The sequence below is a fragment of the Desulfothermus sp. genome, assembly GCF_053993635.1.
In genome coordinates this window covers 1-17874 of record NZ_JBMYBT010000017.1, presented here as the reverse complement: position 1 = coordinate 17874, position 17874 = coordinate 1, and the positions used below count along the sequence as shown (strand labels likewise).

Genomic DNA, 17874 nt, shown 5'->3' with positions numbered 1-17874 from the left:
TATCTGAGCTGTCGTGGATTTAGTCCAAGGATTTTGGCGGTCTCTTTTTTATTTCCATGGGTCTTTTGCAGGGTCTGAAGGATTATTTTTTTGTCAATTTCTTCTAGAAATTCATCTAAGGTTATTTCGCCTCTAAAAATTCTATCTATGTCTTGTTTTTTAGAACTTACTGATTTTTCGTATATTATTATAGATGATGGTGTTATATATTTGCCAGTTTCAAGGGCAACTGCCCTTTCAATTAAATTTTCTAGTTCCCTTACATTCCCAGGATAATTATACGACATAAGTTTTTTTTGAGCCTCTTTTGAAAAACCCTTGATGGGTTTATTTTGCTCTTTAGAAAATTTTTTTAAAAAATATTCAGCTAAAAGGAGTATGTCTTGATCCCTTTCTCTTAAAGGTGGCACACGTAGTATCATTCCACTTAATCTGTAAAAAAGGTCTTCTCTAAAAGTTCCTTTGGCAACCTCTTGTTCTATGTCTTTGTTAGTGGCTCCTATAAACCTCACATCTACTTTGATTTCATCCAGCCCTCCCAGAGGGATAAACGTGCCCTCTTGAATACATCTCAGGAGCTTAATTTGTATATTATGTGATATTTCCCCAACTTCATCTAGTAAAAAGGTGCCTTTGTCTGCCTTTTGTAATAGACCTTTTTTGGATTGCACGGCACCAGTAAATGCCCCTTTTCTATATCCAAACAACTCACTTTCTACCAGCTCATCAGGGACACCTCCACAGTTTACTGCAACAAAGGGATATTCTTTTCTATAACTATTTTCATGGATTGCCCGTGCAATTAATTCTTTGCCAGTGCCTGATTCCCCAGTGATCAAAACATTTATATTTGTGGGAGCAATTTTATTTATTAAATTAAAGATCTCCTGCATCTTGGGACTATTGCCAATAATCTTTCCATATTTTTTCTGGAGTTGATCTTTTAGCCAAAGATTTTCTTCTTCTAGCCTGGATTTTTCAATTGTCTTTTTTACAACCAGAAGGAATTCTTCAATGTCAAAGGGCTTGGGAATATAGTCCTTTGCACCGAATTTCATGGCCTGCACTGCAGTTTTTGGGTCTGCAAATGCAGTTATCATTAAAACTGGTACAAGGGGAAATTCCATTGAGATAAACTTTAATAGATCCAATCCATTTTCATTGCCAAGCTTAATATCTAAAATAACCAAATCCAATATGTTGGAAAACAAAATCTCTTTTGCTTGTTTGATTGTTTTGGCAGTAAAAGTCTTATATCCTTGATTTTCCAGGGCAATTTCCAAGACATCTAAGATACTTGGATCGTCGTCCACAATTAATATCTTACTCATAAAAAATTGGCCTCATGTCTTTAAATTCATAAATAAGATTGCCCTTGCAAAAGTTTGCTGTAACCTTTCCTTTTAGTTTTTGTCTAAAACAAGGGGTATTCTTACCCTTTGAAATCATTGTAGTATCATCAACTATCCACTGAAGGTGAGTATCAAATATGATAAAATTTGCAGGATAGTCCTTTTCAATCCCGTGTATATCTAGGGAGAAGATCTCAATTGGTCTTTTGTGCATGCAACTTATAATGTCTTCAATGGATAATACATTGGTTGATACAAGTTCAAATAATAGACAGAGGGCAGTATCCAGCCCACTAATCCCATTTGGTGCCAGGGCAAAAGGGACTTCTTTTTCAAATTGTGCGTGGGGGGCATGGTCTGTGGCAATCACGTCAATTATTTTTTCTCTAACTGCCTGTCTTAAAGCCTCTACATCATTCTTTGTCCTGAGTGGAGGATTTACCTTGGCATTGGTATTATAATCTTCTAATATTGATTCATCCCAAATTAGATAATGTGGACATGTTTCTGCTGTAATCTTGATTCCTTTTTGTTTAGCCCAATATATGAGTTCAACAGACTGTTCACAACTTATATGACATAGGTGGATTGGTATATCTAGATAACTTGATATAAGTATATCCCTTGCCACTTGAATGGCTTCGGCTATTGTAGGTTGCCCTTTGAGTCCTAATCTATCGCCAATTTCCCCTTCATTTATGCATGTATTTTTAGCAAGGTCTGGGTCTTCGCAGTGGTCAAGAACCAATAGATTGGCGTTTGAAGCATATTCTACTGCCCGTCTAAAGAGTTCATTATTTTTAACAGGGATACCATCGTTAGATGCAGCAATACATCCAGCCTCTTTAAGTTCCTGTAAGGGAGCCAGTTCTTTGCCCTTCAGTCCCTTGGTAAGCGCAGCTACAGGATAGAGGTGTGGACCATAGGGGAAATGTTTTTTTGCTTTTTCTATAAGATATCTGGTTACAGGAGCTGTGTCGTTTACAGGGTCGGTATTTGCCATTGTAAATATGTGGGAAAACCCACCAGCTGCAGCTGCCTTAAGACCAGAAATTATGTCCTCTTTGTACTCCTGTCCTGGATCTCTTAAATGTGTGTGAATATCAATTAAAGCTGGTAAGACTATTCCTTTTTTTTCTATCTTTAATACAGAATCGGGGATTTGGTGTTTTGGCAGGATGTCAACGATCTTTCCGTTTTTAATGTATATATTTTTTTCTTCATTGTTTATCTTAGTACCTGTAATTATAAATTCTCTATGTTTCATAATAGTGCCCTATTATTTTTTAAGTTAGAAACAGATATAGTAAGGCCATCCTTATAGCAACTCCAGCAGATACCTGATCTAAAATAAGACTATTTTTTGAATCAGCAATATCTGAAGATATCTCAATACCCCTGTTCATAGGACCAGGATGCATGACTTTTACATTGTCTTTTGCCAACTTAAGGTGTTGTTTTGAAAGTCCATAATGTATTGAATATTCCCTTAAAGAGGGTAGGAGGCCTGCCTCTTGTCTTTCAAGTTGTAGCCTTAGACATTCTACTGCATCTATCCCTTTTATGGCTTCATTTAGGTCGTAGAAGACCTCTACAGCCCAGTTGGAAATGTTTTTTGGCATCAGGGTTTTTGGACCACAAACCCTTACTTTTATGCCAAGTTTATGGTATAGTTTAATATCTGATCTTGCCACTCTGCTGTGGGCTATGTCTCCTAGTATGAGGACAGTTTTGTCTTTAAAATTTTTCCACTCCTTATACAAGGTGTAACCATCTAACAATGCCTGTGTTGGGTGAGCATGGGTGCCATCTCCAGCATTCACTACAGAACAATCCACTTTTTCTGAAACAAATTTTGCAGCACCACTTTGTTTGTGTCTTATAACTATGAGGTCTGGATGCATTGCTTGAAGGGTAAGTACAGTGTCCTTTAGACTTTCTCCCTTTTCTTCACTTGATCCCTTGGTCTGCAGGGAAAACACATCTGCAGAAAGTCTTTTTGCTGCTATATCAAAAGATGTTTTGGTCCTGGTGGATGGCTCTGAAAAATATAAAATTACACTTTTTCCCTTTAAGGTAGGTATTTTTTTAATCTGCCTCAAGTTTATTTCTTCAAATTTCTGGGCAAGCTCAAATATATAGTGTATCTCGTCTGGTGTAAGTTCATCTACATCAAGTAAGTGTTTATGTTGCCACTCCATGGGATTTTCTCCAATTTTTTGAAGTTATTAATATTCAATTTTAAACCTGGTGGTGTCCTGAAGGATTATATTTTCTGGATTCAAACCCATTTTTTTATATCTATCTTTGTACATTTTTTTATATCCAAAAAGCTCGCCCTGATACTTCTTTGGAATGTATATTTTTTTTATGGACCTGTTGGTCAAAATAAAATAAGTAAAAATGATTTTATACAGGATGTATGAGCGCACCATACTACCATATGCAGGGGACCATGGACCTGCCACCACATTTTTTTCAAGGCTAAATTCATTGTGAAGACCGATTCTTATAACTGGAATGTTGTTTCTCCAGAGTCGCACAACTCCCCTTGCTATTAACTTAATAGAACCGTGTAAGTCTAGTGGCACATAATCTTTTTTTAAAAATTTTTTCTCAAGCACTGTCCCTTTTAGCACAATACACGGATAAATTCTTACCATGGCAGGCTCAAGCTTTATTGTCTGCTTAATATCGTTCATCCATATTTCGCTTGTAAAACCAGGAAGACCTGGAAGTAGCTGGATTCCCAAATCTAACCCTGTTTCTTTAGTTAAATAACATGCTTTCAAAGCAGTTTCTTGATTATATCTCCTGCCTGATAACGACAATATAGAATCATCAAATGATTGTATACCAAACTCTACTAAATCAATTCCCAATTTTTTAATTGTTGCTAGGAGTTCCTGATCCACATAATCGGGCCTGGTAGAGCAACGAAATCTGTTTATAATACCCTGCTGCTTTAGCGGCAAAGCCAAGTTTAAAAATTTTTCAATCCATTTTTTAGATAGGCCAGTAAAAGTCCCTCCATAAAATGCCAATTCTACAGGTTTCGTCCTATTTTTTAGGGTCTCAAGAAGTTTTTTAAAGTCCTCAAATGTTTCTTCAATAGTCTTTATTTTGGTTCCTGTTTGTATGTTTTGCGCACAATAGACGCATTTTCCAGGGCAACCCAAAAATGGTATGAAAAAAGGGACAATGGTCTTCTTCTTTCTCTTTGGCTCTGGGTGTGAAAAGGACAATGTTTTCATTTTTTTAAAAAATAAAGTTAAAGTTACTTGAAAAATAAAACCTCGTGGGTTATAATAATTTTACCTAGTTGCTATATCTTTGGTTTAGCTTAAATAGAATCAATTTACAAGTTTTTGGTCCAATGAATTGTTATATCAAAAAATATCGCCCCGCACCAACAAATCTGTTCGGCTAACTAATGATATGGATGAAAAATTCATGTTAATATTTGAGTAGGATGAGAGGAAAGTGAAACAAGATGAAGATAGATTTGTTATTTTAGGCATGTCAAATAAGAATCGATTATTAGTTGTGGTACATACTGAGCGTGGTGATAAAATAAGAATAATAAGTGCAAGAAAAGCAACTAAAAAGGAGAGAAAACAATATGAAAGTAATGAGGGATGATTCAGATATGTTAGAGGAATATGATTTTAGTGGTGGTATTCGTGGGAAGTACGCTTCTAGATATAAAGAGGGAACGAATATTATAATGTTGGATCCAGAATTAATGGAATATTTTCCAGATTCTACATCTGTAAACGAAGCTCTGAGGTCATTGGCCAATATTATGAAAAAATATAAAAACAAGAAGTACGAACAACGTGCTCAAGCTGACCGTCAACCCACTGTGCCTTAGGCTTAAAGAAAAGAAACATTATATCTAAGTGAAAAGTCACTATCCAAAGATTGGCCTTTTCCTGAGGAAGATGAAGTATGGGAAAATTTATAAATGGAGTAAGAAATGATAACTTTTCAAAAAAAAATAGTATTAGATGAAAATGGTAATCCAACAGATGTAATAATTCCGTATAAGGAATTTTTGGAATTGGAAGAAATTTTAGGGCTTGATCTTGAGAAAGAAGTGAAAGAACATTTGAGACAAGCTCGTGATGAAAGAGAAAATTTTAAAGATGAATTTTATGTTGGATTAGATGAAATATAAAGTTGTTTTGCACAAAAAAGTTGTAAAGTATTTAACGAAAATACCTCAGAAAAAAAGGATGCGATAAAAAATACATTAAAAAGATTGGAGAGAGGAGGGTTTGATATATTAAATGTTAAGAAGATGCATGGAGAATGGAAAGGATATAGAAGATTTAGACTTGGAGATATAAGGATTATTTTTTGGGTTGAAGAGAGAGAAAAGGTTATTTATGTTGATTATATTGGAGCAAGAGGAGATATTTACAAAAGATAAATTTCTAACAAAACGGTTCAGCGGACTGGCTACCCGCTCGCCGCTGACCTCTGAGGTTAGCCAAAACTAAATGCAAAGATATATTATAACCTTTAAAACCTAGAGCCTTAAAAGACGGCAAAAGAATTCCTAAAGATCACCTCAAACGAATATTTGAAGCAATAGAAAACTTATCTGATGGTGTGAAAGGGGATGTTAAACGTTTGACCAACTATTCTTTTGAGTATCGTCTTAGAGTAGGTGACTATAGAGTATTGTTTGAAATAGAGGATGAGAAGATAATAATATATAGAATAAGGCATAGAAAAGAGGCGTATAGATGAGGAGTTAGAAATGATCTTAATAAAACCTCAGATACTTGAAAAAGATGGGAAGAAAGAATTTGTAGTTTTAACCTATGAGGAGTTTATAAAACTACAAGAAGAATTAGAAGATTATGAAGATTTAAAGGAACTGAGAGAAGCAAAGCAGAAGGAAGCAGATGTTTCTACGGTTGATTTAAAAGTAGCTAAAAAAATATTGGGCTTAGCATAGCAACCAAAGCCTTAAGGGAAAGCGTCACCATTAAAGACAAGTGTCATTCACGTAAAAATGTAGGAGGAGTAAGTTATGGAGTGTATTTTTTGTAAGATAGTTAGGGGAGAAATCCCTTGTGCTGAAGTTTATTCAGACGATAGTATATTGGCGTTTTTAGATATTGCTCCTATATCTAAGGGGCATACCCTTGTGATACCTAAAGAGCATTACGATAATTTATTTGATATGCCAGATGAGGTGGGCAATCATTTGTTAAAGGTGATGCAGAAGGTTGGTTCAGCAATAATGAAAGCAACTGGTGCCACTGGTATAAATGTGGTGATGAATAACTATCCTTCTGCAGGTCAGGTTATTCCCCATGCACATTGGCATCTGATTCCAAGGATAGAGGGAGATGGATTGTTTAGAGTCAAGCAAGGCAAATACGATTCAAATGATGAGATGCTGACATTGGCCAATAAGATCAAGGAAAATGTTTAATTTTAAATATAGAGGAGAAAAATTTTTATGTCCAATAAGACTCTCACAAAAGCGGAAATAGTAGAAAAAATATACGAAAAAACAGGATTTAATAGGTCTGATGTAAAGGAATATGTGGAATCTCTGCTCTCTATTATGAAAAACGCCATAAAAGAAGATAGGGCACTGTTAATTAGTGGTTTTGGCAAGTTTGAAAGCTACTATAAAAAGGCCAGGAAGGGCAGAAATCCACAAACAGATGAGACAATAACTCTGCCACCAAGGAATGTATGCGTTTTTAGGATTTCGAGAAAGTTTAGGGCAGAGCTCAACGAGCAAGAATAAAGGAATTTGGATAGAATTTTTCTAATTTTTTGAGGGCATATTTTGCCTTTTTTAAGGATGGGAATTCACCGGCCTGAACGCGCCAGAAAATTTGGTTGTCCAATTTTATTTTAACAATACGAGATGTTTTGTATCCCATTTTTTTGAGGGCAAAATATGTCCTGTATGCATTTATTTTGCTAGTAAAAGAACCTACCTGAATAAAAAAGGTTTGTCTTAGTCCTCCAGGAGTTTCAATTACCTTTAAAATAACAGGCGCAGTACCAGTCCCTATCATGTGGATTTTTTTCGCTGCCATGTATGATAGATCAATTATCCTATTTTTAACAAATGGTCCTCTATCATTTATCCTCACCACTACCTGTTTATTGTTGTATAAATTTTTAACCAATACCTTGGTGTTAAAGGGAAGAATTTTGTGTGCTGCTGTTAATGCATACATGTTGTAAATTTCACCGTTGGCTGTTTTTTTCCCATGAAAGTTTGGTCCATACCAGGAGGCTATTCCTTTCTCTGTGTAGTTTTTGAATTGTTGTTGTAGCTTATGTCTGTATGGTGTAGGATATCGGGTAACTGGTTTAGAACAGCTCAAGATAACAAGGAAAAAGGACGCAAAAACCATGAAGGCAATATTAAGTGTTGATCTTGGCATAAAAACAGGTTTAGCCCTTTTTTCAGAAAATGCAAACCTTTTGTGGTTCTGGTCCCACAATTTTGGCAATAGAAATAGGCTAAAAAAGGGAGTAAATAATATCCTTTATAAAATTTCAACAAAGTGGGAGCTATCTCTCATAGTAATTGAAGGAAGCAGGGACATTGGAAAGATTTGGAGGAAAAAAGGAACTAAATTAGATGTACCAGTTATGTATGTATCCCCAGAAAGGTGGAGGGGAGATATTCTTGGGTCAAGGAATCTTACAGGTAAAGAGTCTAAAAGGCTGGCTGGTATATATGCACGAAACATAATAATTGAATCTGGTCTTTCTCCTCCAAAGCTGGTAAATCTTGACGCTGCTGAGGCAATTTTAATTGGGTATTGGGGAGTTAAATACTTTAGGAAACAAATTATAGCCACAATTTAGGAAAATTTATAATTTAACCTAGAGGAGGGATAAATAGTGATAAGTTATGTGATAGATGAAATAAAAAAAGCTGATATAGAGAAAGTAAGGGCATATTTAAAGGGAAAAAATTATAAAAGTCCAATAGAGGATATATTTTGGATTCAGATCCCAGAGGAACTTTTAAATGCTACTCAAAAAGAGCATTTTGCAAGTTGTGGTCCCTATATATTTTCTTTAGAGCTTGGGAGAGACTTCATAAAATTAGAACTCTTAGTTAGGGCAACCAACAAAATAAGGTGTAGTTGCATTTCTTTTGCCACTGTACAACAAAGAAATTATGGTATAAATTTGGTTGAAAATATCTATTTCTCAGTAATTAATGAAAAAAAATTGAATTAGATCACCATGAAATTAATTGAGTCCTTAAAAGAACTAAAACCAGAGGATGTTCATTTAGTTTTAGATGTAAAGAATTTTATTTTAGATGAACTCCATATACCTCTAAAAAACAAAAAAATAGTTTTGGCGGTGTCAGGTGGTGCAGATTCAATAGCACTGCTTTTTATCATGAATGTCCTGAAAAAGAGCTTGTGCTTTAAAATAGTGGTTGCCCATTTAGATCACAGGCTCAGGGATGTTTCACAAAGAGAAAAGGAATTTGTTGAGCAACTTTGCAAAGAAAATAAAATTTCTTTTATTGCTGGTTCATCAAAAGTAGCTGTCTACAGTAAAGTGCGAAAAATTGGTATTGAAGAAGCAGCAAGGGTTATTAGATATCGTTTTTTAGAGGGGGTACGGATAAAGACTGGATCTGATTTTATTTGTACTGGTCATCACTTAAATGACCTTGCAGAAGATATTTTGATGAGACTTACAAGGGGAGTGGGCTGGCCTTCATTGGGTGGTATGGATGCGATTAATTTTCAAAAAAAGATTTTCAGACCCTTATTACTTATTCCTAAAAAAAAGCTTATATCCTTACTCAATAATTATTCAATTAAATGGGTAGAAGATGAGTCCAATTACAACTTAACATATAAAAGAAATCGAATAAGGCATAAAATTTTACCTTTGCTTTTAGAAGAAAATCCAAATTTTTTAAAATCTATGAAAAATTTATGGGTTTTATCTCAAGTTGATGTAGAGTTTTATGAAAAAGAATTAAATAAATTGAGAAACAAAGAAGTAATAAATAATGGGGAGATTTGTATAAAAAGAAATGATTTTACTAAGCTTTCAAAGGCAATACGCTTAAGATGGTATAGGGATGTATTAAACCGTTTAGGTCATAATACATCCCTATTTGCAAATTTACATAATTTAGATAATTCCATTGTAAATTATAAAGGCCCCCGCTTAATCCAATTTCCTGGTAATAAGAAAGTAAAAGTAAGGAAAAATATGATCATTTTTTTTAAAGATCAGTAAATAGAAAAAGCTATTTCTTTTTTTCAAAGATCTTTTTTATCTTTTGTTCAAAGGTCTCTGGAGTAAACGGCTTTACAATGTAATTTGATACCCCTGCCTGAACTGCCTCTATAACGTTTTCCTGTTGACCTTCAGCAGTGACCATTAAAAATGGTATGTCTGCAAATTCTTCGCTTGCACGAACCTTTCTAAGGAGTTCTATACCTGACATCTTGGGCATATTCCAGTCAGAAATTATAAAGTCAATTTTGTCTTTGTTTAGGATTTCCCATGCAGTAGTGCCATCATCTGCATCTACAACATTGGTAAAACCCAGCTGTTTGAGGATGTTTTTTATGATTCTCCTCATTGTGGAAAAATCATCTACTACCAGTATCCTCATATTTTTGTTAATTGACATAGCTTATATCTCCTTTTTTAAAATTTTTTCTTTATTCACTCATGCTGAATTCCACCACAAAGTCTCCATATTCAGTGGTAAAAGGAACCGCCATTATTTGGTCTTTTGTTATGTGTGTTATGGTGTGATTTTCACCCATTATAACTGTTGGAGTGGCACCTTCCATTGTAATGCCCATCTCAGCCAATTTTGCCCTGGCTTGGCCAGAGATCATGTTGGTTATTTCTCCCACTGCATCTTGGACATCTTCTACAATGTTTTCAATATCGTCTCCAAGTAAGTTTTTTACTATCTGAATAGCACATTTTTTTGAGAAAGAAACACTCATAACTCCTTTTTTTCCCCCATCGGCTGTAAAACCAACAATACCAGATACATCTCCTAGTGCTCTATTATGGTCTTTAATATATGGTTTTTTTGCCTTTGGTTTAATCATGGCCATAGTTGATAACACATTAACTGTAGCTTCAATAAAGGGTTTTGCTAGTTTTATATCCATTCTTTGAATCCTTAAAATTGAGATAGTGACTATCTAATAGACCTTTTAACCTCTTCTTTTAAGTTTTGCAACCCTAAGTAAATTTGTTTGGAACGTGACTCACCAATAGTTGGTATTTTTTTTAGTTCATCGCAAGTAACATTTAGGATATTATCCAGGGAGTTGAAGTGGGACATTAGCAATTTAAAGGTCTTTGGCCCTATTCCCTTTATCTTTGTTAAATCGCTTTGAATTGTTGTTTTTCTGGCTTTAGCCCTGGTTTTGGATATGGTAAACCTGTGCACATTGTCCCTTAAAAATTGGATAAATAAAAGTTCTTTTGAATTTTTCGGCAGTATTAATGGATTTTTTCTTCCCATTATATATATTTTGTCAGGCTCCATGTTTTGTCTAGGCTTGGCTATTGAGATTAATTTGAAAGGAACAGGACCATTAAACAATTTTTCAAAGCCCTGTTTCACTGCATTTAATTGTCCCTTTCCGCCGTCTATAATAAGCAAATCTGGCCAGGGTGCACCCAACTTAAATCTTTTTTGAGTCCAGAGATGTAAGGTTAAATAATCATCCCGTGTCTCATCTAAGTCTTCAAATTTAAAAATTCTGTATTCATGTTTTTTTAGTTCCCCATGTTCACATACTATCATCCCCACCATTGTATGCTTGCCCATAATATGGGAAGCATCAATTACCTCTATTCGTTTGGGTATATTGTCCATTTTTAGTAATTTTGATAACCCTATTAATTCTTTCATCTGTTTGGGAAGGTTTTCTTTAAATATGTTTAAACTTGCCAGCCTAAGAAGATCTTTGTGTGTACTGGTGGTAGGTGAGATCATCTGAATTTTTTTGCCTTTTTTTACCTGTAAAAAATCCAAAACCTGAGGGTCTAAATTATAATTAATAGGTAGTAGGATTTTGTCTGGCACATAGGGATTTATAGAATAAAATTGAAAGATTACAGCATTTAAAATCTCCTTTAAAATATGTTCTCTATCTAACTCAAAGGGTCTTATTTTTTCATGGCTGAATTGAAAATCTTTCTGGTCCACAAGTCGTCCTTCTCTTAAAATTAGTATCCCAACACCTACTAGTTGCTCATTTATATCAATTGAAAACACATCCATGTCTCCATTTGTAGGCAGTATAACCCTTTGTTGCTCAAGGGTTTTTTTTATTTCAAATATTTTGTTTCTTATTTGTGCTGCCTTTTCAAATTCCAATTTATCTGATGCATTCCACATTTCTTTTTCAAGTTTTGAGATAAGTTTTTGATTTTTGCCCTTTAAAAACAACTCTACTTCATGAATTAACTCCATATATTCTTTTTTTGACACGTTCAAACAACAAGGAGCAAGACATCTTTTAATATGGTATTGGAGACATGGTCTTGTTCTGTTTTTGAAAATAGTATCTTTACATTTTCTAATTGGGAAGATTTTATTTAGGAGTTTATAAGTTTGTCTGGCAGCTTTTGCAGACGTATATGGTCCGAAATATTTGCAATTATTCTTTTTAACAATCTTACGAGTTATTTGAATCCTGGGATATGGATGGTTTAAATCTATTTTAAATAATAGATAAGCTTTATCATCCCGAAGCAGTATGTTGTATTTAGGTCTGTATTTTTTTATTAAGTTAAACTCTAAAAGAAGGGCCTCTTTTTCTGTAGAGGTGCAAATAAAGTCAATATTGCTAATTTCTGAGACTAAAAGCTGAGTTTTATCTGAAGTGACATAGCTTCTAAAATATTGAGATACCCTTTTTTTTATATTTTTCGCCTTTCCAACGTAGATTACTTTGTCGTGGCTATTTTTAAATAAATAGACTCCACAAGATTGAGGAAGAGAGGAGATTTGTTTTATTGTTTCCATCCCTCATCTCCAATTAAAGGAACAAAGAGCACATCTATTAATTTTTCCTCATTTATTTTTCCATTAACACCCTTGGTTATCCTGGTAAGTGTTTGTCCATATTTATATTCTCCAACAGGCATAACCAGTGAGCCACCGACTTTTAATTGTTCAATAAGTGTTTTAGGTATTTTTGGACCACCTGCAGTGACTATTATGGCGTCATATGGGGCAAATTCCTCTAGACCTAATGTGCCGTCCCCTACTACTACATGCACATTATTATAGTTTAGAGACTTAAGGGTATTTTTTGCCTTTTCTGCCAGCTCAGCAATCCTTTCTATTGTATAAACTTCCTTTGCTATTTCAGCCAATACAGCAGCCTGATATCCACACCCTGTTCCAACTTCTAATACCTTTTCTCCTCCAACTAATCTCAAGGCCTGGGTCATATATGCAACAATATATGGCTGAGAGATGGTTTGCTCATGTCCAATTGGAAGTGGTCTATCCTCATATGCTTTGTGGATAAGATCTTTTGACACAAAAAGGTGCCTGGGCACCTTTTTCATGGCAGATATTACAAGGGGATTTGTCACTCCCCTCCTTATAATTTGTTCTTCCACCATCCTGTGGCGAAGGGATTCAAATAGGTCTGCTTTCTGGGTATTATTATCAATCATTGCTCGTCTGTGTAACCATCTTCTTTTTGCAAAAGATATAGGAAAAGTCCAACACACATTAATCCCAAAAGTAACATTATGCCGCTAAACATCCTTTAATCCTCCTTGTTTGATTTAAATTTTTAGATCAGAACTTATATCCAAACTTTTCTATATCAATCCTGAAATGTTTTTCAACTATTTCTGCTGCCTTGTCTGTATAATATTTTCTGTAATCTTTGTCTCTATCCTTTGCCTTTCTTTTGTGGGGTAGTTTAATTTTTTTCTTTATTCCAATTTTTTTGAGGACAGAATTAAAATCATTTTCTAAATTTTCATATCTTCCAATAAAGTCCATCAAACATTTTCCATTGATATCCACAAGAGAAAACCATTGAGGCTCTTTAGATGCATCTAAAATATAGTGGTACGGCCTTGGTTCTTGTAATTTAAATTTTAAAAAATCTTCAAATGATTTTATGTGTTCAATCAAATGGGGTCGCTCCCTTTTTATATGGTGAAAAGAGCTTACCTGTAAGTCCCAGGGATTTCTAACAAATGCAAATTTAAAAAAAGAATTAAATATTTCCCCTGGAAGTATTTCGTAAGCTGCAATTATCTTTGCATGTCTGGGGAACTTAACTCCTATTTTGTGACTTGTTATATCACTAATACGATTAAATATATACTGTACCCATCTAAATGGATCTCTCAGCAAAAGAGGTGTTAGAGCTGATCTTATACTTGTTCCCCCAGTTTTTGCAATATGAACAAATATGAATTTGTATTTATATGATATAAGCATTTTAAGTTACTTACTTAAATTTATTGCATGCGTGGCCTTTTTTGCAGCAAGCTGTTCAGCCTTTTTTATACTGGTAGAGGTAGCCTCAAAACTCCACTGGTTAGGGAGAATAACCTTTACAGTGTATGACTTTGCGTGTTCAGGACCAAAGCTATCTATTAATACATATTTTGGACGTTCCTTAAATATCCTCTGAGTGATTTCTTGTAGCTTGCTCTTGTAATCTTTTTTTACTTTTTCAACACAACTTGTAGGCCATTTGTCTTTAAATAAATTTTTAACAAAATTTTTTGCCTTTTCATATCCTCCATCTAAAAAAACTGCTCCAATAAGTGCCTCAAAGGCATCGCACAAATTGGCCTCCCTCTCTCTACCTCCTTGATTTTCTTCCCCTTTTCCAAGCAATAAAAAGTGATTGAGTTTAATTTCCCTGGCCATTTTGGCGAGAAAGGCTTCATTTACCAAATAGGCCCTGGTGCTGGTAAGCTCTCCCTCTTGTGCATTTGGGAATTTTTTATATAGTTCTTCAGAGACCAAGAGTTCAAGTACTGCATCTCCAAGGAATTCCAGTCGTTCGTTGTTTTCCCTAAAATTTGGATTTTCATTGGCATAAGAAGAGTGGCTAAGTGCAGTTATAAGCAACTCTTTATTATTGAATTTGTATTTTATAATTTTTTCAAGTTCGTCTAACTTTAATTTGTGCATGGCTATTTTCTTTTATTTGCTTCTTGTCTAGCGAGAAAATCACATCTTTCATTTTCTGTATGTCCACTATGTCCCTTGACCCAGAAAATTTTTACCTCATGGTTATTTAAAAGTTCAATTAATCTCTCCCAGAGTTCCCTATTTTTTACTGGTTTTTTTGCAGCATTCAACCAATTGGATTTAATCCATTTTTCTATCCATTTTTTATTTATGGCATCATGGATATATTTTGAATCTGTATATATCTTAACACTACACCTTTTTTTAAGGGCCTCTAATCCCTTTATTATTGCAGTTAATTCCATCCTGTTATTCGTTGTATATTTTTCTCCTCCTGATATTTTTTTGGAATAAGGGCCAGATTTTAAAATTGCAGCCCAGCCCCCTGGGCCTGGATTTCCAATGCATGCACCGTCTGTGTAGATGCAAACCTCAGGTAATTTATTATTTTTATTCATTGCTCAAATTATTCAATTGATCATAAATTAATTTTACACCATTAATAAGACCAATTGGCCATGTCTCCTTTGATAAATATGTCTTACAATACTCTGTTTCCATATAATTTGTAAACTCTTGGGGAAGTGATTTTTTTAAGAGAATAGGGAAATGTATTACAGCCTTTTTTTTTGGAGGACAAATCCCAATAAAAAGGGTCTTTGAGGGATTGTGTGGTTTTATGACGTGTTTTTTATTTATATTAATTTTTAAATCAATTCCATATAAGTCTTTTAAATATCTGGCAAAATTCAATAAAATTTTCCTCTGGGATTTTGACAGAGTTTTGGTCTGGTCGTATACCCTTTGTCTACTGGTTATTTTTTCTAAAGTGGACTCATAGTTTTTCCAAAAAATAAGTCCTGTGACAAAAAAGACTAGCACCACCCCTGTGGTTCTGAGCATAGAAACAAGGGGTGATGAGTCTTTGTGATATCTTTTTATCCTAACCATTTAGTTCTGATATCCATTTTTTTAGGGGAGTTTCAAAAAACTCCCGAATTTCCTTAAGCCTTTCTGGACTTTCAGCCTCGAATCTTAAAACCAGTACTGGCTGGGTATTTGACGCCCTAATAAGTCCCCATCCATCCTTAAAATTAATTCTAATTCCGTCAACATCAATGATTTCCCCTCCTTGAGCATGTTTTTTAAAATACTCTTTTGCCTTCTCTACCACCTGAAATTTTATTTTTTCTGGACAATCCATCCTGATTTCTGGAGTATTGTAAGTCTTTGGCCAATCACTGAGATAGGTGCTCAGTTTTTTTTCAGGATTTTTGGAGATGATCTCTATTAACCTGGCTGCTGCGTATATGGCATCGTCATACCCATAGTATCTATCTGCAAAAAACATGTGTCCACTCATTTCTCCTGCAAGTAAGGCCCCTTGTTCCCTCATTTTGGCCTTTATGAGTGAGTGACCTGTCTTCCACATAATTGGAGTTCCACCATGGTTTTGAATATCTCTGTAAAGGAGGTGAGAACACTTTACTTCTCCAATTATCTTTGCACCTGGATTTTCCTTTAAGACCTCCCTTGCAAAGATAGCCAGGACTTGATCTCCATAAAGGACATTACCATTTTCGTCAACAACTCCAATCCTATCACCGTCTCCATCAAAACCCACGCCAAGATGGGATTTTGTGTCAATTACTTTTTGCCTTAGATCTTTAATATTTTCAAGAACCGTTGGATCAGGATGGTGATTAGGAAAATCTGGGTCTGGGTCGCAATATAGGCAGTGGACTTCGCACCCAAGACGCATCAAGAGCTCTTTGCAGATGTTACCAGATGTGCCATTACCGCCATCTACAACTACCTTTACTTTATTTTCTATTTTGATTCCCTTTGTTAATTCATCTAGATATATGGGTATTGGGTCAAATTCACTGGCAAAACCTTCGCCTTTTTTAAATTTACCAGCTTTCATTATTTTGTAGAGGTTTTGTATTTCTGTGGTGTGGATGGTGTCCAGTCCTGCCCATACCTTAAACCCATTAAATTCTGGGGGATTATGAGATGCAGTGATCATAACTCCAGCATTTAATTTTAGATGTTTTACTGAAAAATAAAAAATTGGGGTTGGGACCATTGGAAGTATTATGACATCTATTCCAGTAGAAATTAGGCCCTTAACCATAGCCTTTTGATATGCAGGAGAGCTGTGTCTGCAATCTCTTCCTACAACACACTTATTGTATCCTTTGTCTAGAAAATAAGTACCACATGCCTGACCTAACACCTCTACCCATTCTTCATCAAAGTCCTTGTCAACAATTCCCCTTATGTCGTAAGCCCTGAATACATCTTGATTTATTTGTTTCACTTTTCGCCTCCTTTTATTTTTTGTTTTTTACTATCCATTTTACTTATTTTAATTTAATCTTTATTTCTAGATATGGCAAGGCAGATAATTTAATGGTTTGATTAAAAATTTATTGACCCTAAATTTTGGTTTTGACATAATTTAAGAAAAATTAGCTTCATAATGGTGATCTTAAATTGATGGGTTTCTATAACTTGTAAAAAAATATGGTTTTAAGGCCAAAAAAGGAGGATGTTGTGAATTGGGATTGGGACAAGTTAGAAGAAAGAAAAGAGAAATTTTCAAGGTCCAATAAGCCACCCTTACCCGATATTTCAAAGCTAAAAGAGAAGTTGCCTTTTGGGGACAATCTTAAGGGTAAAGGTCTTCAAATTTTGATTGGGATAGTTGTATTGCTCTGGCTTGCAAGTGGATTTTACATAGTAAATCCAGATCAGGTTGGGGTAATTAAGAGATTTGGGGCTTTTAATAGAATTTCTGGCCCAGGTCCCCATTATCATTTACCATATCCAATAGAGACAGTTTTGACTCCAAGTGTAACTCAAATAAAAAGGGTAGAAATAGGTTTTAGAAGTGTAACCCTGGGAACAGGTATTAATAACTACAGGGCAGTTCCCAAAGAATCATTGATGTTAACAGGAGATGAGAATATTGTGGATGTGCAATTTATTGTTCAATATAGGATTAAAGATGCTTATTCCTATCTCTTTAATATAAGCAATCCTTTTAAAACAGTTAAAGACGCAGCAGAAGCGGCAATGAGGGCAGTTATAGGAAATAATCAGATTAATGCAGTGCTCACAACTGAAAAATTCGGTATTCAAAATAAAACCCAGAAGTTACTTCAGCAAATACTTGATAGTTATCATAGTGGCATACAGGTAGTGGCCGTAAAACTTCAGGACGTGCATCCACCAAAACAGGTGCTAGATGCATTTAAGGACGTTGCCTCTGCTAAAGAAGATAAGAGCAGGTTGATAAACCAGGCAATGGCGTATAGAAATGAAATA

Annotated in this window: 25 protein-coding genes and 1 pseudogene; 12 read left to right on the top strand and 14 right to left on the bottom strand. The window is 34.8% G+C overall.

The features are described from left to right. The 4 genes from ACY2V1_RS01325 to ACY2V1_RS01310 all read right to left on the bottom strand — a co-directional run. On the bottom strand, positions 1-1331 hold a 1331-nt coding region (locus ACY2V1_RS01325; protein ID WP_461832989.1), incomplete at its 3' end, for a sigma-54-dependent transcriptional regulator. After that, positions 1324-2619 (bottom strand): dihydroorotase, encoded by a 1296-nt coding sequence (locus ACY2V1_RS01320; RefSeq protein WP_461832988.1) that lies wholly within the window; start codon positions 2617-2619, stop codon positions 1324-1326. The genes ACY2V1_RS01325 and ACY2V1_RS01320, both read right to left, overlap by 8 nt. A gap of 19 nt (positions 2620-2638) precedes the next feature. Beyond that, positions 2639-3553, bottom strand: coding sequence for an aspartate carbamoyltransferase catalytic subunit (locus ACY2V1_RS01315; protein WP_461832987.1), 915 nt, complete (start codon positions 3551-3553; stop codon positions 2639-2641). A gap of 27 nt (positions 3554-3580) precedes the next feature. Continuing rightward, on the bottom strand, positions 3581-4597 hold the full coding sequence (locus ACY2V1_RS01310) for an elongator complex protein 3 (protein WP_461832986.1): 1017 nt from the start codon (positions 4595-4597) through the stop codon (positions 3581-3583). Between the two features lie 238 nt (positions 4598-4835). On the opposite strand from ACY2V1_RS01310, the gene ACY2V1_RS01305 reads away from it, so the two are divergent. The 8 genes and pseudogenes from ACY2V1_RS01305 to ACY2V1_RS01270 all read left to right on the top strand — a co-directional run bounded on the left by ACY2V1_RS01305 (position 4836) and on the right by ACY2V1_RS01270 (position 7128). Further along, the gene (locus ACY2V1_RS01305) at positions 4836-4994 is read left to right on the top strand and encodes a BrnT family toxin (protein WP_461832985.1); all 159 of its coding nucleotides are present in this window, start codon (positions 4836-4838) and stop codon (positions 4992-4994) included. Then, positions 4975-5226: a hypothetical protein gene (locus ACY2V1_RS01300; RefSeq protein WP_461832984.1), complete on the top strand. Its 252-nt coding sequence runs from the start codon at positions 4975-4977 to the stop codon at positions 5224-5226. The genes ACY2V1_RS01305 and ACY2V1_RS01300 overlap by 20 nt, the downstream gene beginning before the upstream one ends. A gap of 105 nt (positions 5227-5331) precedes the next feature. After that, positions 5332-5532 carry a RelB antitoxin-like protein gene (locus ACY2V1_RS01295; protein WP_461832983.1) on the top strand — a complete coding sequence of 67 codons (201 nt, stop codon included), beginning with the start codon at positions 5332-5334 and terminating at the stop codon, positions 5530-5532. Between the two features lie 123 nt (positions 5533-5655). Continuing rightward, positions 5656-5787 (top strand): type II toxin-antitoxin system RelE family toxin, encoded by a 132-nt coding sequence (locus tag ACY2V1_RS01290; protein WP_461832982.1) that lies wholly within the window; start codon positions 5656-5658, stop codon positions 5785-5787. A 107-nt stretch (positions 5788-5894) separates the two neighbouring features. Beyond that, positions 5895-6110 (top strand): annotated as a pseudogene (locus tag ACY2V1_RS01285) (type II toxin-antitoxin system RelE family toxin); the annotation flags it as partial. Positions 6111-6120: 10 nt separating this feature from the next. After that, entirely contained in the window at positions 6121-6321 is a 201-nt protein-coding gene (locus tag ACY2V1_RS01280) for a hypothetical protein (protein WP_461832981.1), read from the top strand. Between the two features lie 75 nt (positions 6322-6396). Further along, entirely contained in the window at positions 6397-6804 is a 408-nt protein-coding gene (locus ACY2V1_RS01275) for an HIT family protein (RefSeq protein WP_461832980.1), read from the top strand. A gap of 27 nt (positions 6805-6831) precedes the next feature. Beyond that, positions 6832-7128 (top strand): integration host factor subunit alpha, encoded by a 297-nt coding sequence (locus tag ACY2V1_RS01270; protein WP_461832979.1) that lies wholly within the window; start codon positions 6832-6834, stop codon positions 7126-7128. On the opposite strand, the gene ACY2V1_RS01265 is transcribed toward ACY2V1_RS01270, so the two are convergent. Beyond that, a complete protein-coding gene (locus tag ACY2V1_RS01265) occupies positions 7112-7780 on the bottom strand; it encodes a septal ring lytic transglycosylase RlpA family protein (RefSeq protein ID WP_461832978.1) in 669 nt (222 codons plus the stop codon). The genes ACY2V1_RS01270 and ACY2V1_RS01265 overlap by 17 nt on opposite strands. Between ACY2V1_RS01265 and ACY2V1_RS01260 the strand changes: the two genes are divergently transcribed. Genes ACY2V1_RS01260 through tilS form a run of 3 tightly spaced genes read left to right on the top strand, consistent with a single transcriptional unit; the run spans position 7749 to position 9620 of the window. After that, positions 7749-8210: a hypothetical protein gene (locus ACY2V1_RS01260; RefSeq protein WP_461832977.1), complete on the top strand. Its 462-nt coding sequence runs from the start codon at positions 7749-7751 to the stop codon at positions 8208-8210. The two genes, ACY2V1_RS01265 and ACY2V1_RS01260, sit on opposite strands and share 32 nt — an antisense overlap. 36 nt (positions 8211-8246) lie before the next feature. Then, positions 8247-8591, top strand: a complete 345-nt coding sequence (locus ACY2V1_RS01255; RefSeq protein ID WP_461832976.1) for a hypothetical protein — start codon at positions 8247-8249, stop codon at positions 8589-8591. Positions 8592-8597: 6 nt separating this feature from the next. After that, entirely contained in the window at positions 8598-9620 is a 1023-nt protein-coding gene (gene tilS, locus ACY2V1_RS01250; RefSeq protein ID WP_461832975.1) for a tRNA lysidine(34) synthetase TilS, read from the top strand. A 10-nt stretch (positions 9621-9630) separates the two neighbouring features. On the opposite strand, the gene ACY2V1_RS01245 is transcribed toward tilS, so the two are convergent. The 9 genes from ACY2V1_RS01245 to ACY2V1_RS01205 all read right to left on the bottom strand — a co-directional run bounded on the left by ACY2V1_RS01245 (position 9631) and on the right by ACY2V1_RS01205 (position 16864). Then, the gene (locus ACY2V1_RS01245; protein ID WP_459875786.1) at positions 9631-10020 is read right to left on the bottom strand and encodes a chemotaxis response regulator CheY; all 390 of its coding nucleotides are present in this window, start codon (positions 10018-10020) and stop codon (positions 9631-9633) included. Between the two features lie 31 nt (positions 10021-10051). After that, the gene (locus tag ACY2V1_RS01240; RefSeq protein WP_461832974.1) at positions 10052-10519 is read right to left on the bottom strand and encodes a chemotaxis protein CheX; all 468 of its coding nucleotides are present in this window, start codon (positions 10517-10519) and stop codon (positions 10052-10054) included. Positions 10520-10548: 29 nt separating this feature from the next. Continuing rightward, complete coding sequence (gene uvrC, locus ACY2V1_RS01235; protein ID WP_461832973.1) at positions 10549-12390, bottom strand: excinuclease ABC subunit UvrC; 1842 nt, start codon at positions 12388-12390, stop codon at positions 10549-10551. Next, the gene (locus ACY2V1_RS01230) at positions 12378-13052 is read right to left on the bottom strand and encodes a protein-L-isoaspartate(D-aspartate) O-methyltransferase (RefSeq protein WP_461832972.1); all 675 of its coding nucleotides are present in this window, start codon (positions 13050-13052) and stop codon (positions 12378-12380) included. The genes uvrC and ACY2V1_RS01230 overlap by 13 nt, the downstream gene beginning before the upstream one ends. Before the next feature lie 127 nt (positions 13053-13179). Continuing rightward, a complete protein-coding gene (locus tag ACY2V1_RS01225; RefSeq protein WP_461832971.1) occupies positions 13180-13836 on the bottom strand; it encodes a sulfotransferase family 2 domain-containing protein in 657 nt (218 codons plus the stop codon). Between the two features lie 6 nt (positions 13837-13842). Next, complete coding sequence (rnc, locus tag ACY2V1_RS01220) at positions 13843-14541, bottom strand: ribonuclease III (RefSeq protein WP_461832970.1); 699 nt, start codon at positions 14539-14541, stop codon at positions 13843-13845. 2 nt (positions 14542-14543) lie between these two features. Beyond that, positions 14544-14999, bottom strand: a complete 456-nt coding sequence (gene rnhA / locus ACY2V1_RS01215; RefSeq protein WP_461832969.1) for a ribonuclease HI — start codon at positions 14997-14999, stop codon at positions 14544-14546. Then, the gene (locus tag ACY2V1_RS01210) at positions 14992-15492 is read right to left on the bottom strand and encodes a hypothetical protein (RefSeq protein WP_461832968.1); all 501 of its coding nucleotides are present in this window, start codon (positions 15490-15492) and stop codon (positions 14992-14994) included. The genes rnhA and ACY2V1_RS01210 overlap by 8 nt, the downstream gene beginning before the upstream one ends. Continuing rightward, complete coding sequence (locus ACY2V1_RS01205) at positions 15485-16864, bottom strand: phosphomannomutase/phosphoglucomutase (protein WP_461832967.1); 1380 nt, start codon at positions 16862-16864, stop codon at positions 15485-15487. The genes ACY2V1_RS01210 and ACY2V1_RS01205 overlap by 8 nt, the downstream gene beginning before the upstream one ends. A gap of 236 nt (positions 16865-17100) precedes the next feature. Between ACY2V1_RS01205 and hflK the strand changes: the two genes are divergently transcribed. Further along, the coding region (gene hflK / locus ACY2V1_RS01200; protein WP_461832966.1) for an FtsH protease activity modulator HflK at positions 17101-17874 on the top strand (774 nt) is incomplete at its 3' end.

Coding starts and splice junctions, on each gene's coding strand:
- ACY2V1_RS01320 (WP_461832988.1), bottom strand. CDS start 2,619: ATGAAACATAGAGAATTTATAATTACAGGTACTAAGATAAACAATGAA.
- ACY2V1_RS01315 (WP_461832987.1), bottom strand. CDS start 3,553: ATGGAGTGGCAACATAAACACTTACTTGATGTAGATGAACTTACACCA.
- ACY2V1_RS01300 (WP_461832984.1), top strand. CDS start 4,975: ATGAAAGTAATGAGGGATGATTCAGATATGTTAGAGGAATATGATTTT.
- ACY2V1_RS01295 (WP_461832983.1), top strand. CDS start 5,332: ATGATAACTTTTCAAAAAAAAATAGTATTAGATGAAAATGGTAATCCA.
- ACY2V1_RS01290 (WP_461832982.1), top strand. CDS start 5,656: ATGCATGGAGAATGGAAAGGATATAGAAGATTTAGACTTGGAGATATA.
- ACY2V1_RS01280 (WP_461832981.1), top strand. CDS start 6,121: ATGATCTTAATAAAACCTCAGATACTTGAAAAAGATGGGAAGAAAGAA.
- ACY2V1_RS01275 (WP_461832980.1), top strand. CDS start 6,397: ATGGAGTGTATTTTTTGTAAGATAGTTAGGGGAGAAATCCCTTGTGCT.
- ACY2V1_RS01270 (WP_461832979.1), top strand. CDS start 6,832: ATGTCCAATAAGACTCTCACAAAAGCGGAAATAGTAGAAAAAATATAC.
- ACY2V1_RS01260 (WP_461832977.1), top strand. CDS start 7,749: ATGAAGGCAATATTAAGTGTTGATCTTGGCATAAAAACAGGTTTAGCC.
- ACY2V1_RS01265 (WP_461832978.1), bottom strand. CDS start 7,780: ATGCCAAGATCAACACTTAATATTGCCTTCATGGTTTTTGCGTCCTTT.
- tilS (WP_461832975.1), top strand. CDS start 8,598: ATGAAATTAATTGAGTCCTTAAAAGAACTAAAACCAGAGGATGTTCAT.
- ACY2V1_RS01245 (WP_459875786.1), bottom strand. CDS start 10,020: ATGTCAATTAACAAAAATATGAGGATACTGGTAGTAGATGATTTTTCC.
- ACY2V1_RS01240 (WP_461832974.1), bottom strand. CDS start 10,519: ATGGATATAAAACTAGCAAAACCCTTTATTGAAGCTACAGTTAATGTG.
- uvrC (WP_461832973.1), bottom strand. CDS start 12,390: ATGGAAACAATAAAACAAATCTCCTCTCTTCCTCAATCTTGTGGAGTC.
- ACY2V1_RS01230 (WP_461832972.1), bottom strand. CDS start 13,052: ATGATTGATAATAATACCCAGAAAGCAGACCTATTTGAATCCCTTCGC.
- ACY2V1_RS01225 (WP_461832971.1), bottom strand. CDS start 13,836: ATGCTTATATCATATAAATACAAATTCATATTTGTTCATATTGCAAAA.
- rnc (WP_461832970.1), bottom strand. CDS start 14,541: ATGCACAAATTAAAGTTAGACGAACTTGAAAAAATTATAAAATACAAA.
- rnhA (WP_461832969.1), bottom strand. CDS start 14,999: ATGAATAAAAATAATAAATTACCTGAGGTTTGCATCTACACAGACGGT.
- ACY2V1_RS01210 (WP_461832968.1), bottom strand. CDS start 15,492: ATGGTTAGGATAAAAAGATATCACAAAGACTCATCACCCCTTGTTTCT.